Source organism: Pedobacter sp. 01N310 (assembly GCF_056399805.1).
In genome coordinates this window covers 378806-396244 of sequence record NZ_JBFTSB010000001.1, presented here as the reverse complement: position 1 = coordinate 396244, position 17439 = coordinate 378806, and the positions used below count along the sequence as shown (strand labels likewise).

Sequence of the window (17439 nt, the reverse complement as noted above, 5' to 3'; positions counted from 1 at the left end):
ATTTTACTTTATGATATCAAATTAATATCAATTATGTATCAAGAAAAAATTATTAATCCGCCATCGGGCTACCTGACATTCGCACTATGCATCGCATTGCTGGGCGCTTCTATTTTCTGTTTTGTTTCAGAAATTTTTCTCTGGGGAGGAATTTTACTGGCCATAGATATATTTTTAATATTCCCGGGCTTTTTAATCATCAACCCCAACCAATCAATGGTGCTCACCCTTTTCGGAAAATATATCGGGACAGTAAAAGCCGATGGATTTTTCTGGGTAAATCCCCTAACTGCTAAAAGACGTTTATCGTTAAAAGCAAACAATTTAAACGGGCAGCAGTTAAAGGTTAACGATAAACTGGGCAACCCGATCGAAATTGCTGCTGTGGTGGTTTGGAAAGTAAACGAAACGGCCAAAGCCGTTTTCTCTGTAGAAAACTACATGCAATATGTAAACATTCAAAGTGAAGCTGCTGTAAGGCATTTGGCCAACATTTTTCCTTATGATCATGCTGAGGGCGAAGAAACCAGCATCACTTTAAAAGATGGTGCTGATAAAGTAAGTGAACTTTTAGAAAACGAACTGAACGAACGTTTATCGAGAGCAGGTATTGAAGTTTTAGAAGCCAGAATTTCGCATTTGGCTTATGCGCCAGAAATTGCCAGTGCCATGTTGCAGCGTCAACAGGCCACTGCAGTTATTGCAGCCCGTAAATTAATTGTTGAAGGCGCTGTGGGCATGGTAGAAATGGCTTTAGAGAAATTATCTCAAAAAGGAATTGTTGAGCTGGATGAAGAGCGTAAAGCAGCTATGGTAAGCAATTTACTGGTTGTGCTTTGCGGCGATCGCCATGTACAGCCCGTGGTAAACACCGGAACATTATATAATTAGGAACAATGGAATTTGAGGAAAAACAAAGCTTAAAACTTTGGTGGCTTTATATTTTATTGGCTATTGATGCCGTTATGGTCGTCAGTATCGTACTTTTTGATAAAGGCGGAATGAGCTTTGAAACTTTAAAAGCTACTTATTTCGCCCCATTTTGGGCCGTTCTCCTTCCTTTTGCGATTATTTACCTGCTTCAAAAAAATAAAATGACTTTGCAGGTCGGCACTGAAGGCATTTCTTACAAGTATTTTCCATTTCAAACCAAATTGAAGCTATTGAGTTGGGGCAACATGGAGAAAGTTTATATTAATAAGTACAATGCTTTAGGAGATTATGGCGGATTTGGTGTTCGCAGCAGGCTTTGGTTTAAATTTAACGACAAGGCCTATATCCTAAACGATAAAGATAAAGGTTTACAGATTGAATTTAAAAACGGCAAAAAGCTATTGTTTAGCAGTAATAAAATAGATGAACTGCAAATGTTCCTTATTAATTTAAAAACGAGATATAATATACAAGCAATACAATAAGAATGGCGGAGAAAGATAAAAAAGCTTTTGTATTAAGAATTAGTCCTGCTTTATTAAAAGAAGTAGAAACCTGGGCTGCCGATGAGTTTAGAAGTACGAACGGGCAGATCGAGTTTTTACTTACACAGGCTATAAAATCGAGAAAAAAGGGAAAAGCAAAAGAAGAATAAAAGCAAGACTTCCGAAGTTTTCAAGCCCAGAGCGTAGCCAACTGCAAATCGCCAACTAAAAACTGTAAAACTGATCTGGGCGTTACCCAAGCTACGCAAGGGTCGGGCTTTTCAGGGCTGCGCTTCGCTCCGGTGCCGATGAAGATCGGCACTGAACCCTTACAATCCCTAACGCAAAACCCAGCGTTTTAAATTAAACCTCGCAGGTTTTAAAAACCTGCGAGGTTTTTATTTTTGTCCCAAGCAGCACCACCCCAAGTAATTTAAACCTGATGGAAGCGGCAGCTCCCGACTTCACGTCGGGACTACAGCGAACAGCAGGACTGAACACCCCTAAGTATCACTACAGCACCTTTCCAAAAACCCATTAAAACTTATTATTTTCGAATAGGCTAAAATCATTTTCTAAACGTTATTTTTAAACCTCGCAGGTTTTGGAACGGCGTTAGCCCTCAATGAGGCTAATGAAGACATCAGAAACCCCGAATTAAACTTGCGAGGTTTGTTTAATATTTAAAATGCATAACTTAGCGGCCTAACCAAAAATTCATAAAATTTAGTTTACATGAAAGAAGTTGTAATTGTATCAGCTGTGCGAACGCCTATTGGCAGTTTTGGAGGCTCATTAGCTCAATTTTCTGCTACTCAACTTGGCGGCTTTGCCATTAAGGCTGCTATTGAAAAAGCTGGCTTAAAACCAGAACATATCCAAGAAATATATATGGGTAATGTTTTATCTGCAAACCTAGGGCAAGCGCCAGCTACACAAGCTGCAAAATTTGCCGGTTTACCAGATTTACCTGCCACTACAATAAATAAAGTATGCGCTTCGGGCACAAAAGCAATTATGCTTGCCGCGCAAAGCATTGCAAATGGCGATAATGAAATTATTGTAGCAGGTGGCATGGAAAGCATGAGTAATGTCCCCTATTACCTCGATAAGGCAAGAAATGGCTATCGCTTAGGCCATGGGCAAATTACAGATGGCTTGGTAAAAGATGGACTATGGGATGTTTATAACGATTACCATATGGGCGCTGCCGCCGAACTTTGCGCAACAGCATGTAACATCAGCCGCGAAGCGCAGGATGATTTTGCAATAGAATCGTACAAAAGAGCACAGGCAGCACAAACTTCGGGCAAATTTGCCGGCGAAATTGTAGCTGTAGAAGTGAAAGACCGCAAAGGCGAAATTACCCTGGTTGATACCGATGATGAACCAACAGCCGTTAAATTTGACAAAATACCTTCATTAAAACCTGTTTTCAAAAAAGATGGAACAGTAACTGCAGCAAATGCATCTACCTTAAATGATGGCGCAGCGGCATTGGTTTTAATGAGTGCCAATAAGGCAAAAGAACTGGGCTTAACACCTTTGGCCAAAATATTAGGCTATGCTGATGCACAACAAGCACCGGAGTGTTTTACAACTGCACCTTCAAAAGCAATTCCATTGGCTTTACAAAAGGCACATATCGACATTAAGCATGTTGACTTTTTCGAAATTAACGAAGCTTTTTCTGTAGTTTCCATTGCGAACAATCAACTTTTAGAACTAAACGACAGCCAGGTTAACGTTAATGGTGGCGCCGTTTCATTAGGTCACCCACTTGGTGCATCCGGCGCAAGAATTGTAGTTACCTTACTTTCGGTTTTGGCACAGAACGACGGAAAAATAGGCGTTGCCGGAATCTGTAATGGTGGTGGTGGCGCAAGTGCGCTTGTTATCGAGAAATTATAAATTTTTGGTTTTGCAAAATCCTTGCGCATTTGATCGTATGAAACTTATCAGATTTTATATCCTTTTAATCTTTGGAATGCTAAGCTTTAGCTTAAAAGCACAGCAGGCACCAAATAAATTAGAAGTTTTTCAAGATACACTGATTAAAATATCGGCAAGGGTTATTGCAGCTCAAAGCGATGCACAAAAATTAGAAATAAATGGCAATTTTGTAAAAACTTTGGTAGAAGCCTTAAAAGCCCCCAATTCTTTTTCTTATCCATTCGATTCGCTTAAAAACGTATCGGTAATTAAATCATCCGATCAGGATTTTAGGATTTTGAGTTGGTATGTACTACTCCAAAACGGTACATACCGCTATTATGGCGCCATCCAAATGAATACCAAAAGCGGCCCTTTGAAACTTTATCCCCTGATCGATAATACCCAAAATTTAGCCGACCCGAATAGCATTACCAATAACCAAAAATGGTTTGGTGCCAGGTATTATGAAATTGTTCCGGTAACCAGTGGAAACCGCTTGCCCTATTATGTACTTTTAGGCTGGAAAGGAAATACACCATTTACCACTAAAAAGGTAATCGACATCCTTTCTTTCGATAAAGATAATCTCACTTTTGGTGCCCCGGTTTTTGATGGAAAAGAACTAAAAGGAAAAAACAGGGTAATATTTGAGTACGCTAAATCGAATGCAATGACTTTAAAAACGGATTTAAAAGCTGGGATGATCGTGTTCGATCATTTAGCATCATTCAATCCGGAAATGAAAGATACATTTGAATATCATGGATCAGATGGCACTTTTGATGGTTTTAAAATCATTGGCGGAAGACTAAAACTGCAGGAAGATATCACACTTAATAACGATCCGAATGCGAGCGACGAACTTTATGCCGACCCAAAGAAAAACGTAAAACCCATCAGAAAGTTTTAAATCTTAACAAACCTTAACAAATCATTTACCTAACACATCATTTAAAAATTTGTGAGTTTGGCATTCGCTGACTATATTGCGCCCTGCTTAACTGGCTTAAACAACACACAAATTCTGAATTCATAAACTAAAACCAACAAATGTTTTATGCAAACATCTAATGAAACCATTAGTATTGACCATAGCAAGGAACTAGATCTCCACTTAGACAGTAACAATGTATCCAAAGAAAAATTATTTAGCCACCCGGTAGGCCTCTTTGTGCTATTTTTCACAGAAATGTGGGAAAGATTTAGCTACTATGGAATGAGATCATTACTTGTTTTATTCTTAGTAAGCGAAATAAGTAAAGGTGGCTGGCACTGGACAAGGCCAGAGGCTTTACAACTCTACGCGTGGTACACAGGTTTAGTATATTTAACGCCAATAATTGGTGGCTTAATTGCCGATCGACTGACCGGATACAGGAAAGCTGTTATCTTAGGCGCTTTAATTATGACCATTGGACACATATCAATGGCGTTAGAAGGTTCAAATACCAATTTCTTTTATTTGGGATTATTTTTATTAATTACTGGAAACGGACTATTCAAACCAAATATTTCTTCTATCGTAGGAAAACTTTACCCATCTACAAGCGATAAAAAAGACGCTGCTTACACCATCTTTTACATGGGCATTAACTCTGGAGCCTTTTTAGGAATGTTAATGTGCGGTTATATCGGCGAAAAAGTGGGTTGGCATTGGGGTTTTGGATTAGCAGGGGTATTTATGTTTTTCGGAATGCTTCAGTTTTACTTCGGACAGAAAATCTTTGGTGTTTTAGGTGCTGCTGTAAATAAAACAGAAAAAGTAATTGATCCAACTGATGAAGTTTTACCAAAAAAAGTAAGCAATCAACGTTTAGCTGTAGTTGCTGTATTTTCAATTTTTACCATTTTCTTTTGGATGGTATTTGAACAGGCAGGCGGCTCAATGACCATTTTTGCTAAAGATTATACACTGAGAAATTTGACAGGAAATGCCAGTACAATTTTTAAATGGGTTGATGCAATACTTACTATTTTCCCACTCATTGCGGTAACTGTTGTTTTATTAAGCCTGGCGGCAAAAATCGCAAAAAAATATCCCGCCACAATAATTTTCACAGCAATAAGCTTCATAATCATCTGGGGATTAGCCATTTGGAAGGTAGAAAAAGAATTTACCGCTTTAAATACAGAAGTTCCTGCCTCATGGTTTGGAATTTTAAATTCATTCTTTATTGTTTCCCTTGCACCATTTGTGTCTAAAATATGGGAAACTAAATTTAACCCAAGTGGGCCTGTAAAATTTGGACTCGGTTTAATTTTTGTAGGTGTAGGTTTCGCAGGATTGGCTTATGGAGGTATGGACATTGCAAAAGGTGCTACATCTGCACAGGTAAGTATGTTTTGGTTAATTTTCGCTTACTTCTTCCATACCGTTGGGGAATTATGTGTTTCGCCTGTTGGATTATCTTACGTTAGTAAATTAGCTCCGGCCAAAGTGGTAGGTTTAATGTTCGGTGTATGGTTTACCTGTACAGCGATTGGTAACTGGTTAGCGGGTACTACCGGTGGCTTAATCGACAAAATAAGTTCAGAATACTCCATTTCGATTTTCTTCTTAATATTTACTATTATCCCTATTGTTGCAGGCTTAATTATGTTTGCTATAAGTCCGATATTGCGTAAATGGATGCACGGCGTTCACTAATCAAAAAATAAATTTAACATAAAGCCCGATCTCCATCGGGCTTTTAATTTTTAAACCTATTTAATGGAAAAAACAGTTTCAATAGAAGATATTCAAAATTTTGAGGGAAAGTACCCGAAACAGCTCTGGCATTTATCGTTGGTAGAAATGTGGGAGCGTTTCTGTTTTTACGGCATGCGCGGGGTATTGGCTTTCTTTATGGTTGAGCAACTGGGTTTAAGCGATCAAAAATCGAACCTACAGTACGGTGCTATACAAGCCTTTGTTTATGCCTTTACTTTTATAGGTGGTATTTTTGCCGATAAGATTTTAGGTTTCAGAAAATCTCTTTTTTGGGGCGGATCATTGATGATTATCGGGAATTTAATCCTAGCCTTCTCTCCTCATGATCTGTTTTATGTTGGAATTACCTTATCCATTATCGGAACAGGTTTCTTTAAACCCAATGTTTCATCAATGGTTGGCGAATTATACCACGAGAAAGACAACCGCAGAGATGCGGGTTATGGACTTTTCTATGCAGGGATTAATGTAGGTGGATTATTGGGCGGTGCCATGTGTATTTATCTTGGCAAGTATTACAGTTGGCACCTATGTTTCTTGTCTGCTGCACTGGTAATGATGTTCGGTTTGGGCACATTCATTTTCACAAAAAAACATTTAGGCCCGATCGGGAATTCGCCTTTGCTGCATCTTAAAAAATCGAAACAGCAGTTATGGGAAATAGTCGTTTACATAGGGTCGATACTTTGTATTCCACTGATTTATATCATGGTAAAAAATACGGCTTTTACCGATTATTTCATGTACACGATAGGCATTATTGCCCTGGTTTATTTCTTGTATGAAACCTTTAAAATAAAAGATAAAAAAGCGCAGTATAAACTACTGGCAGCTTTTGTTTTTATCTTCTGTTATTTCATTTTTATGGCCATATCTGAGCAGAGTGGCGGTTCATTATCGCTATTTGCGAAGGACAATCTTGATCATAAAATCCTCTTTTTCAATATCGATCCGAATGTGGTAAACAATAGCGTTAACTCGTTCTTTGTTATTGTTTTTAGTCCGATTGTTGGTATTTTGTGGTTAGGTTTATACAAACGTAAAATAGAACCGAACACGGTTGTAAAATTCGGAATCGGCTTCCTTTTACTGGCTTTGAGTTTCTACGTGTTTTACGCCACCAGGTTCTTCGCCAATGTACAGGGCATTAGCTCGTTAAATATATTTACATTAGCCTATTTATTATTAACCCTTGGCGAACTTTGTTTGGGCCCGATAGGTATGTCGATCATTACTAAACTTTCGCCAAAGAAAATGTTCGGGATGATGATGGGCCTTTGGTTTTTATCAAGTGCTTTCGGACAATTGGCTGCCGGAAAATTAGGCGCAGAAATGTCGAGTATTGATAATGCATCGTTGCCAACTAAATTAATGGCTTATACCGAAGGTTATAAAGCATTGGCTTTATATTCATTAATTGCGGGTTTGGCGCTGATTATTTTCTCGCAACTGGTTAAAAAGTTAATGCAAGAGGTGAGGTAAGAAAGGGATCGTCATTTCGATCCCGAATGTTCGGGAAGAAATCTATAAAACGATTATTTATTGATATACTGTAAGATTTGGAAATGAAAGGACAGTGGTTCTTGGAGGCCTGCTGTCCCGCTCTTGTTCCAAGTCCTCGCCCTCATGCTTCAGTCTTCGGGCTTTACACGCCGATCGGGTTTAGGAATATTGGTTTGAGCCGCAAAAGCTAAAAACAACTTCAAGAGCTAGTCGGGATTTGAAATCCCGTCTTATGAACTTAGGATTTGTAATCCTTGCAAAACTGCTAAACCAGATTACAAAACTGGAGGACAACGATCCGGATTACAAATCCGGACCAACAGAAAATTTTGAAAGATAATCTGCATTGATCCGCGAAATCAGCTGAAAATATTTAGGCAAGGTCTTCGACTACGCTCAGACTGACAAGTTTTAAAAACAATAAAACTATTAATAAAACAAGTTCAAGAATAGGAATCATTGGTTATTAATGAAAATTCATAAAGGTTTCATATTAAATATTTACTTTCGCAGTCTAAAAGCAAAGTGTAATAAATATATAAACACAGGAAGCTTACATTATTAAAAACCACAACAAACGTGTCAGATAGTTTAGTCATCATTCCCACCTACAACGAGAAGGAAAATATCGAAAAAATCATTAGAAAGGTTTTTTCTTTAACACAGCCTTTTCATGTTTTAATTATTGATGATGGTTCGCCTGATGGAACTGCTGAAATTGTAAAATCGTTACAAGACGAATACGAAGGACATTTATTTATTGAGGAGCGTGCAGGGAAACAAGGATTGGGTACAGCCTATATTTACGGCTTCAAGTGGGCATTACAACACGATTATGCTTACATTTTTGAAATGGATGCCGATTTCTCGCACAACCCCGATGATCTCTCACGCTTACGCGAAGCCTGTGTAAACGGTGCTGATGTAGCCATTGGCTCTAGGTATGTTAAGGGTGTAAATGTGGTAAATTGGCCAATGGGCAGGGTTTTAATGTCGTATTTTGCTTCAATGTATGTACGTATGATTACCCGTATAAACATTCAGGATGCTACTGCCGGATTTAAATGTTACCGCAAAATTGTCTTAGAAACCATTCCACTAAATAAAATTAAGTTTGTTGGTTATGCGTTTCAGATCGAAATGAAATTCACCGCCATTAAATTTGGCTTCAAAGTGGTCGAAGTTCCAATCATCTTCACCGACCGTACCGAAGGAACATCAAAAATGAGTACCCGTATTTTTAGGGAAGCTTTTTTAGGTGTAATACAAATGAAAATTTGGAGCTGGTTTAGGAGTTATAAAAGGGAGTCCGAAATCCGAAGACCAGAGTCTTAGTTTATATATAAAACTTCTTGTTTAATAATTTGAAAATGGGCGTACACAGGTTCTTCTGAAACAACAGTCCCGTTATCGCTTATAGTCCTCGCTTCGCTGTGGGCTATTCCGCTCTACCGGGTTTAATACCGAAGGGTTTGTACAGCAAGCAACATCCACTGACTGTTATTTTGAATACTGTATCTGTTCCGCCATCAATACCCAAGCAATCAATGAGTAGTATTTTCGGTTCCAGGACTAAGGACTATAGACTTAGGACTATAAATTAAGACTTCCCCTGCGATTCCCTGATCATTGCACCAAAATCTTGCCCTTTATCCATGGCTTTAACGGTCATTACGATTCTTTTGGTACGTGTAGGCTCGGTTTTAGCCTGATTGATCCAGTTGATGTAATAGTTTTGGTGCGATTTAGGCTGTTTTAAAAAATTCCGAATTAAATGTTCTTCTTCTGATAAGCAGATTTCGAGGTCTTCGGGCATTTCGATTTTGAAATCTTTATCTTCTTCTAAATAGAGTTCGACACTTGCTCCGGCTTCTTTTCTTAATTTTTTACGGACTTCACCTTTTAAAGCAATAATAAAATCGCCCTCTCCCATCGGGATGGTTGCCATACCGCTAATCTCCAACTGATCTATCTTTCCTTTTACTCTGAAACTCTTTTTACAATCTGGTTTGATTTCATTGGCCAGTGCTGCCGGAATAAAGACATAACTCCAGCCGGTTTTTTCGCCCATGGTTTCGAAACGCTCTATTTCTGCTTTAAAGTGGATCATGGTTAAAAATATGAAATTATATTTTAACTGCTAAATGATAAATGGTTAGGCTATTTGTATGTTCATTAGAAATGAGTCTTAGTTTTTTTTACCATATAAGGCATTTAAGGAACATATAAGCTTAAAGAACTTCTATTCCTCATATGGTAAATGGGTTTTAAATATTGATGTGAAAAAGATTCTTCGCTGTGCTCAGAATGACAATCCGTCGTCCTTAAATCGCCACCGGATACTTCGCGGCGCTAGCGTTAATACATCCCAAAAGAAAGGTCGTCATTGCGAGGAACGAAGCAATCTTACAACTATGGGTTATAGCGAGTGTATTCTATTGAAAGAATGAAAGTTGTCCTTGTTTAGGAGGATTTCCTAAAAAACAAAATTCGTAAATGACCTCATACTGTCCTTTCTCATCATTAAATTTACGAATTGCAATCTTTTTACATAAAAAATTCAAGCTAACTTCTTCGAACAGGTCTTGAGCTATTTCAATATCTTCGGGATGTAATTTTCTCCCAATAGAGATATGGGCAGCAGCTCCATTTATTGCTTTCTTATATCTCAAGCCTTGTCTAAATCTTTTAAAAAGGCTATTCAAGTAAGGTTTAGCAGTCTTGTTAGGTAAAACAACAACTGCTCCGTTTTTTTCCGAAGCAATGAACTGATCAAACATCACAAAGTTAGGTTTTTCAGCATAGCAAAAGTCTTTAGTATACGATATGTAAAAATCCAACTCATGCTTATCTGCTTCAAACAGAGCAATCGTAACATGTGCCTCTGAGTTTCTACTGCTATACCAGCCAATTTTTTCTGCGAGTGTATTTTTTAAAACACTTACTTCATTAATACTTTTTCTTTGAGGGTAAACAACTATTGAATACCTGTCTTTTTTTAATTTTAAATCCATATCAATTTATTTAATCAATCGCCACTGGGTTCATCTGGATATCCAGTTTGGCGAACTTTAAAACTTCGATGCTCTGAAAGCCGAAATCTTCTACCACTTTACCTAAAATAAGGTAACAGCCCTTTCCTTTAAAAGGATACATGGGTGTGCTATTGGGGAAATGGGTCGTATCAAAAAAATCGCCGTTGGCATCTAAAAAAGTACCGAACCACATTTTGGTGTTTTTAATGGTATGTACCGTTTTTTCGCAAACATAGCTCCCTACCATTCTTACCGTTTTACCCAAATGTGTGTGCAGATCTACCGCCATCACATCACCACGATAAGGTGTTTTTAAAAAATCGAACATTTTATAATTAAGCGGATATCCCAATAACTCTAATTCTGTGTAAGCATTTTCGAGTTCGGAATCGGCCAAGACGGGGAGCTGATAGGTTTTGTAACTCAGCTTAAAAAGCTCGGCATGATTCACTTTTTTTTGTTTAAACCCAAGGTAGTTATGCACATCCCAAAGCAGGGTTTTCCGATCTTTCCCGGTAAAACGCAAGGCGCCCAAACGGATTAAAATAATGGCCTGTTCTAATGAGATGCAGGTCCGCCTTACAAAATCTTCGAGATCTATATACAAACCATTTGCAGCACGTTCTTGTGGAATAATTTTGATGATTTTTTCTTCCAAGCCCTGAACGGCAATGAAGCCCAGATAAGCATCTTCGCCTTTTATATTTACCACATCATCGCTACAGTTAACGCAGGGTAAATGCACCCTTGCTCCTGTTTTTTGCAGTTCGTGCACGTAAACCCAGCGACTGTAAAAACCTCCATAATTATTCAGTACCGCTACCATAAATTCCATGGGGTAATACGTTTTCAAAAATAAACTCTGGTAACTTTCTACTGCAAAAGAGGCTGAATGTGCTTTTGAAAAACTATAACCGGCAAAAGAAGAAATCTGTCGCCAAACTTCGGTAATGAGTTCTTCTGAGTGCCCTTCTTCTCTGGCTGAAACAAAAAACTTATTCACCAGTTCATCAAAAGCCAGTTTAGACCGGTATTTACCGCTCATCGCTTTGCGCAGGATATCAGCATCGGCAAGATCCAGACCTGCAAAATAATGACATACTTTGATCACATCTTCCTGATAAACCATTACCCCATAGGTTTCGCTAAGCCGCTCTTTCATCACTTCGCAGAGGTATACTACTTTATCGGGTGCGTGATAGCGTTCGATATAGGATTTCATCATGCCTGAACTCGCCACGCCCGGACGGATAATGGAACTGGCTGCCACCAGGGTAAGATAATTATCGCATTTGAGTTTTTTGAGCAGTTGCCGCATAGCCGGCGATTCGATATAAAAACACCCAATGGGCTGTCCTTCTTTAAGAATACCGTTCAATTTCTGGTCTTCTTTAAAAGTTTTAAAATCGTGGATGTCGATATCCTTTCCCTTATTTTTTTTAATGAGCTGCACGGCTTCGCGGATATGCCCGATACCCCGCTGACTTAAAATATCGAATTTCTCATAACCTATAGCTTCGGCTTCGTACATATCCCATTGCACGGTTGGAAAACCTTTTGGCGGCATATCCAAGGCTGTATAATAAGTAATCGGTTCTTCGGAAATTAAAATTCCTCCGGCATGAATCGAACGCTGGTTGGGCATTCCTTTCATGTATTGGTACACGGCCAATAACTTCTGGTAAGTAACATTCAGTAAATTTTCACGTTCTTTGGTGGGATCTGTAAAACTATCTATTTCTCCTTTGGGTAAACCCAGCACTTTACCGATTTCCCTGATAATTGCACGATCTTTAAAAGTGCTCATGGTGCCTAAAAAAGCAACATGCCATTTGGGATAACGTTCAAAGATATAACGTTGTATCACCTCCCTTTCGTCCCAGGAGAAATCGATGTCAAAATCTGGCGGACTTGTCCGTTTTTCATGCAGGAAACGTTCGAAATACAAATCGAGATCAATCGGATCTACATCGGTAATGCGCAAGCAATAAGCTACAATGCTGTTGGCACCCGAGCCACGGCCAACGTGGTAAAAACCGCATTTATTCATGGCATAGCTTACAATATCGAAGGTAATGAGAAAATAGGCACAGAAGTTTTTAAGTTCGATGATCCGGAGTTCTTTCTCCAAACGCTCAGTGGCATCTGTATTATTTTCACCATAACGGTATCTAAGCCCTTCTTCGGCCAACTCCCGAAGCATTTTTTTATCTCCTTCGAAATCTCCGGTATAAAAAAACTTGTTTTTAGAAGTAGGTGTAGTGCCATCCTCAAAATAAACACTTAAATCGCAGCTGTTTATCAGTTTCTGTGTATTCTGAACAATAAAGGGATACTGTTCAAATTGCTGGGTTAGTTCTACTTCTGGAATCAGGAACTCATCCGGATCGCATTTTTGGTCATCGTTCACTTTACTTAAAAGGGTATTAAGCTCGATCGCCCTAAAATATTCGTGCAGGCGGTAGGTAATCTTATCGCTAACGGTAACAGGATGCCACACCAACAACTTTTCTTTCTGTTTTAAAAGCGGATGTTTGTACAAAAGATTGAGCTGTTTGGCACGGATGCCTACAAATTCATTTGCTTTTAGTACTGGGTTAAAAGATTTTTGAAAGGGATAAATGATATAAACATTCTCCATTTCGGGTGGAACATTGGGTAACGGAATATGGTTGATGTTGTGATGGCTTAAAAATTCATTCAGTTCACGCATTCCCTCTTTATTCTTCGCAATGCCCACATACAACAACCTGTTATCGATCCGGAATTCGATCCCCGCTACCGGTTTAATCTGATACGGAATATTGCCTTTGTGTATTTCGTCGGCTTCTTTGGCAATGCCTTGTTTATAACACTCGCGAATAAACTCTACCGCACCAGTTGAATTATTGATATCAGTAAGTACCATTTGGTGGATACCCAAACTCCGGGCAGTAGCAATTAACTGGTCAATGCGCTGCGTGCCATACTTTAGGCTATAAGAAGAATGGACATTTAAAAACATTGCTAATCATAAGATTTAGTACCTATTGTTCCTTTTTCACTCATAAAACTTCTAATTTTCGATCGTTTTCTTACTTCCTGCTGTTCATCTTCTGTTTGGTTTTCGATCAATATTTTCTTTTTACGGGGATTGTACTTGATTATTTTCCCCGTTTCATCGCGGGGTGGCTGGGTAACAATACAGGCTTTTACCACTGCTTCGGCACCATAGTGGTTACGTACTTTATCCATGGCCTGGTAAAGACTATATTCTTCTTCGGCAATATTATATAAGCCAATCTGCTCGTAACCGCTCACCAGATGCGAAAGCTTTACGCCTACCAGCCGTAACAGCATCCGTTTTGCATACACCTTTTCGAACAGGCTATGTGCTTTACTGATTAAAAAAGAATCGAGCGAGGTATACGGAATACGCTCTTGCTGGGTAACCGTTTCGAAATTGGTATAACGCACGGTTACGGTAATGCAGGCGGTTAATTTTTTCTGGTTACGCAGCTGAAAAGTTAAGCCGGTAACCATTCCGGTTATAATGGCCTTTAATTTGGCCATATCCATGGTATCGCTTTCGAAGGTAGCCTGTGTACCAATAGATTTCCTTTCACGATAAGGTACAACTGGCGAAAGATCGACCCCATTTGCTTTTTGCCATAAACTTAAACCATGCTGCCCCAGTATTTTAAACATGAGCTGTTGTGGGATCTGGGTAAGCGTAAGGATTTCACGAACACCCATTTCGCTTAATTTTTTATAGGTAGCATGGCCAATACCCGGAATTTTGTGGATCGCCAAAGGATCAAGAAAGGGCCGCAATTCGGGAAAAGTAACCTGCCGTTCGCCATCAGGCTTAGATTCGTTCGTGGCTATTTTGGCTACGGTTTTATTGATCGACAGGCCAAAGGAAATCGGTAAGCCCATTTCTTTGATAATGTTTTGTCTGAGCTCTGACGCGAATTTCATACAACCAAAAAAGCGGTCCATGCCCGTCATATCGATATAGTGCTCGTCAATACTGGCTTTTTCAAAAAGGGGAACTTTATCGGCAATAATTTCGGTAATATCATGTGATGCCTTGGAATATTCTTCCATATCGCCTTTTAAAAATATAGCCTGGGGGCACAGCAATTTTGCTGTTCTACCGGGCATTGCAGAATGTATGCCGTACTGGCGTGCTTCGTAGCTGCAAGAGGCTACCACACCCCTATCGCCGCCGCCGCCGATAATTACGGGTTTACCCAATAACTTGGGATTTTTTCTGATTTCTACCGATACAAAAAATGCATCCTGATCCATATGAATAATCTGCCTTTCTTTATCCATTCTCGTATTATAAGGATGATTGAGATCAAAAATACTAATATTTTTAGTTTTAAAGAAAATTAAAATCGATTAACTTTAAACAAAATACTAATAAAATTAGTTTAATACACTACACTTTATTATGCTGAGTTTGCTCGAAGGATTTGCCACGGAAACACGGAAAAGCACGAAATTAGGCTCCCAATCCCTTAGGTTGATCCATAGGAACTTACATGATAGGAATGACGCAGCGCAGGAATTAAACGATTGATGGCTGGTGAGGACACCAAGCATGTGCGAGTTGTGTGGGCCGCAACGCGGACATATTTAACCATATAAGGCATTTAAGAAAATATAAGCTCATATGGCCATATATTTATATCGCAAAGAAGGTCTTCGACTACGCTCAGACTGACACACATTTATATTTTATGTAGCTGGTGGAGCACTAGCCATGGATTACCGAAAACAAAAATGCCCCCGATTTTCATCGGAGGCAGGTAAAAAAATAAAATATTTCGTAAATCTTAATTGTGCTTATTGTTTTACGATTTTGAATTCTGTTCTTCTGTTTAACTGGTGTTCTTCTTCGCTACATTCTACCCCGTTGCTACATTTGTTTAACAGCTGTGTTTCGCCATATCCATGAGCAGTAATGCGGTTTTTATCGATACCCCTCGAGATGATATACTCTACAGCAGACTCAGCCCTTTTTTGTGATAGGTTCAGGTTGTAAGCATCCTTGCCCCTGCTATCGGTATGCGAACCTAATTCGATCCAGATAGTCGGATTATCAGCCATGATTTTAACCAGTTTATCCAACTCTGCTGCAGCATCCGGGCGGATGTTCCATTTATCGAAATCATAATAGATATTTTCCAGCTTAATTGCTTTGTTAATTACAACAGCTTCTAAATATAGGTTTTGCGTAAGTACGCCAGAAGTTGTTAAGCCAATAGTTGCCAGCTTTTCTACATCAGATCTGTAGTTTGTTTTTTCTGCCGAAACATTGTATTCAGATTCTTTAGTTAAATTAAATCTATAACCGCCATTCTCATCAGTTTCCGTTTTTAAAACAGCACCGTTTGCTTTTGCTAAGGTTACCAATGCACCTGCAATAGGCTGATTGTTATTTTTATCCAAAATCCGTCCTTCTAATTTAAAAGCCAAGGTCATCTTCTGATCAATGGTGTAAATATCATCACTACCCAAACCACCTTCACGGTTAGAAGAAAAATAAACAACACAATCTTTTTCGCTTAAACTAAAGCCAAAATCATCTTGAGGAGAATTAAAAGGATAACCCAGATTTTCGATCTGTCCAATTTTTCCACTTTCCTTTAAAACCCGATAAACATCCAGTCCACCCATCCCAACTCTGCCATCACTAGAAAAATAGAAATTATCTTTTCCGTCTAAAACCAGACTGCGTTCATTGCCTTCGGTATTTATTTCTTTCAGGTTTATTGGTTTATCCCATGTACCGGCATCAGTTTTTAAGCAGACATAAATATCTGTACCACCTAATCCGCCGGGCATGTTCGACACAAAGTAAAGGCTATTTCCATTTGCAGTAATAAAAGGATCGCCTACCGAATAGTTGTTTACATCATTATAGGCGAATGAAACAGGCTTCCCCCAAGTACCATCGGCAGCTTTTATACTGCTAAAAATTTCTACATTAACTGTTGTTGGTTGCTTTTTTAACCGCTCTAACTCATCGGTGATGCGGGTTAAAGTGAAGTACATGGTTTTACCATCGGCAGTAAAACTTGCCGAACCTACATGGTAGCTTGTTCCGGTTTTTATAGGAAACAATTGAATACTATCGTTTGGTGAGCTTTTGAGGTACAATTTCAGGTAGCCATTGCCAGTCCAGCCATATACTTTTTTATCAGGTTCTTTTGAACCGTCGAATTTTAAAAAGGGTTTACTTTCCTGAGATACCAATAGGTTATTTGACCTATCGGAAGTGAATACAACCCCACCTTGATAGTTAACCGCCCCCCAATCAGATTGCGTACTATTTAAAGCTTTTTGATTGATCAGTTCGATTTTTTTAGGATTTTTGATCCATTTCAATGCCGAATCGCAAGAGGAAAGCCAAACAGTCTGCTGTTTTTCTGATATATTTTGTTTTTTACTGATATAATCCAAATACTGGGCTTTTGCCTCGCTATATTTTGAATTGTGCTGTAAAGCTTTGGCATAATCAAGTGTGTTTTCGATATTACTGCCCGGCATTTTAGCCACAATGGCATACCAGCTTTCTGCCTGCTTATAGTTGTAAACAAACGAATAAGCCATTGCCAAACGCTCGGCCGCATGTAAAGTTTCTTTCTTTTTATAGGCTTGTTCGTATAAATCAATTGCCTTGGTGTAATTAAACAGCTCATACTGTTTGTCAGCATCTTTTAAAACATACTGTGCATTTGCCAAAAAACTGAATGCAAATAAACAATATGCAGAAAAGCAGGTACCTATTAAAAATTTCTTCATTATGTTGTTCTGGTCATTAGGTCAAAAATATTTAATATTA

At 38.8% G+C, this 17439-nt stretch carries 13 protein-coding genes; 8 read left to right on the top strand and 5 right to left on the bottom strand.

From position 1 onward, the window contains the following. The first annotated feature begins 33 nt into the window (after positions 1-33). The 8 genes from AC1DNH_RS01330 to AC1DNH_RS01295 all read left to right on the top strand — a co-directional run bounded on the left by AC1DNH_RS01330 (position 34) and on the right by AC1DNH_RS01295 (position 8901). Positions 34-891 (top strand): SPFH domain-containing protein, encoded by an 858-nt coding sequence (locus AC1DNH_RS01330; protein WP_029276438.1) that lies wholly within the window; start codon positions 34-36, stop codon positions 889-891. Between the two features lie 5 nt (positions 892-896). Further along, positions 897-1418, top strand: coding sequence for a hypothetical protein (locus AC1DNH_RS01325; protein ID WP_477608701.1), 522 nt, complete (start codon positions 897-899; stop codon positions 1416-1418). A 2-nt stretch (positions 1419-1420) separates the two neighbouring features. Further along, entirely contained in the window at positions 1421-1588 is a 168-nt protein-coding gene (locus AC1DNH_RS01320) for a type II toxin-antitoxin system antitoxin (protein ID WP_086545783.1), read from the top strand. Positions 1589-2153: 565 nt separating this feature from the next. Further along, positions 2154-3329 (top strand): acetyl-CoA C-acyltransferase, encoded by a 1176-nt coding sequence (locus AC1DNH_RS01315; protein WP_477583217.1) that lies wholly within the window; start codon positions 2154-2156, stop codon positions 3327-3329. 76 nt (positions 3330-3405) lie between these two features. Further along, complete coding sequence (locus AC1DNH_RS01310) at positions 3406-4263, top strand: hypothetical protein (protein WP_477625091.1); 858 nt, start codon at positions 3406-3408, stop codon at positions 4261-4263. A gap of 147 nt (positions 4264-4410) precedes the next feature. Beyond that, positions 4411-6000 carry a peptide MFS transporter gene (locus AC1DNH_RS01305; RefSeq protein WP_477625090.1) on the top strand — a complete coding sequence of 530 codons (1590 nt, stop codon included), beginning with the start codon at positions 4411-4413 and terminating at the stop codon, positions 5998-6000. A 63-nt stretch (positions 6001-6063) separates the two neighbouring features. Further along, positions 6064-7545, top strand: a complete 1482-nt coding sequence (locus AC1DNH_RS01300; RefSeq protein ID WP_477585076.1) for a peptide MFS transporter — start codon at positions 6064-6066, stop codon at positions 7543-7545. A 600-nt stretch (positions 7546-8145) separates the two neighbouring features. Beyond that, positions 8146-8901 carry a polyprenol monophosphomannose synthase gene (locus tag AC1DNH_RS01295; RefSeq protein WP_477625089.1) on the top strand — a complete coding sequence of 252 codons (756 nt, stop codon included), beginning with the start codon at positions 8146-8148 and terminating at the stop codon, positions 8899-8901. Positions 8902-9166: 265 nt separating this feature from the next. On the opposite strand, the gene AC1DNH_RS01290 is transcribed toward AC1DNH_RS01295, so the two are convergent. The 5 genes from AC1DNH_RS01290 to AC1DNH_RS01270 form a co-directional block, all read right to left on the bottom strand. After that, complete coding sequence (locus AC1DNH_RS01290; protein ID WP_477583207.1) at positions 9167-9676, bottom strand: YdeI/OmpD-associated family protein; 510 nt, start codon at positions 9674-9676, stop codon at positions 9167-9169. Between the two features lie 325 nt (positions 9677-10001). Further along, positions 10002-10580 (bottom strand): hypothetical protein, encoded by a 579-nt coding sequence (locus AC1DNH_RS01285; RefSeq protein ID WP_477583208.1) that lies wholly within the window; start codon positions 10578-10580, stop codon positions 10002-10004. Between the two features lie 10 nt (positions 10581-10590). Beyond that, a complete protein-coding gene (dnaE, locus tag AC1DNH_RS01280) occupies positions 10591-13605 on the bottom strand; it encodes a DNA polymerase III subunit alpha (RefSeq protein ID WP_477583210.1) in 3015 nt (1004 codons plus the stop codon). A gap of 2 nt (positions 13606-13607) precedes the next feature. Beyond that, on the bottom strand, positions 13608-14921 hold the full coding sequence (dinB, locus tag AC1DNH_RS01275; protein ID WP_477583213.1) for a DNA polymerase IV: 1314 nt from the start codon (positions 14919-14921) through the stop codon (positions 13608-13610). Between the two features lie 516 nt (positions 14922-15437). Continuing rightward, positions 15438-17399 carry an OmpA family protein gene (locus AC1DNH_RS01270; RefSeq protein WP_477583215.1) on the bottom strand — a complete coding sequence of 654 codons (1962 nt, stop codon included), beginning with the start codon at positions 17397-17399 and terminating at the stop codon, positions 15438-15440. Between the last annotated feature and the right edge of the window lie 40 nt (positions 17400-17439).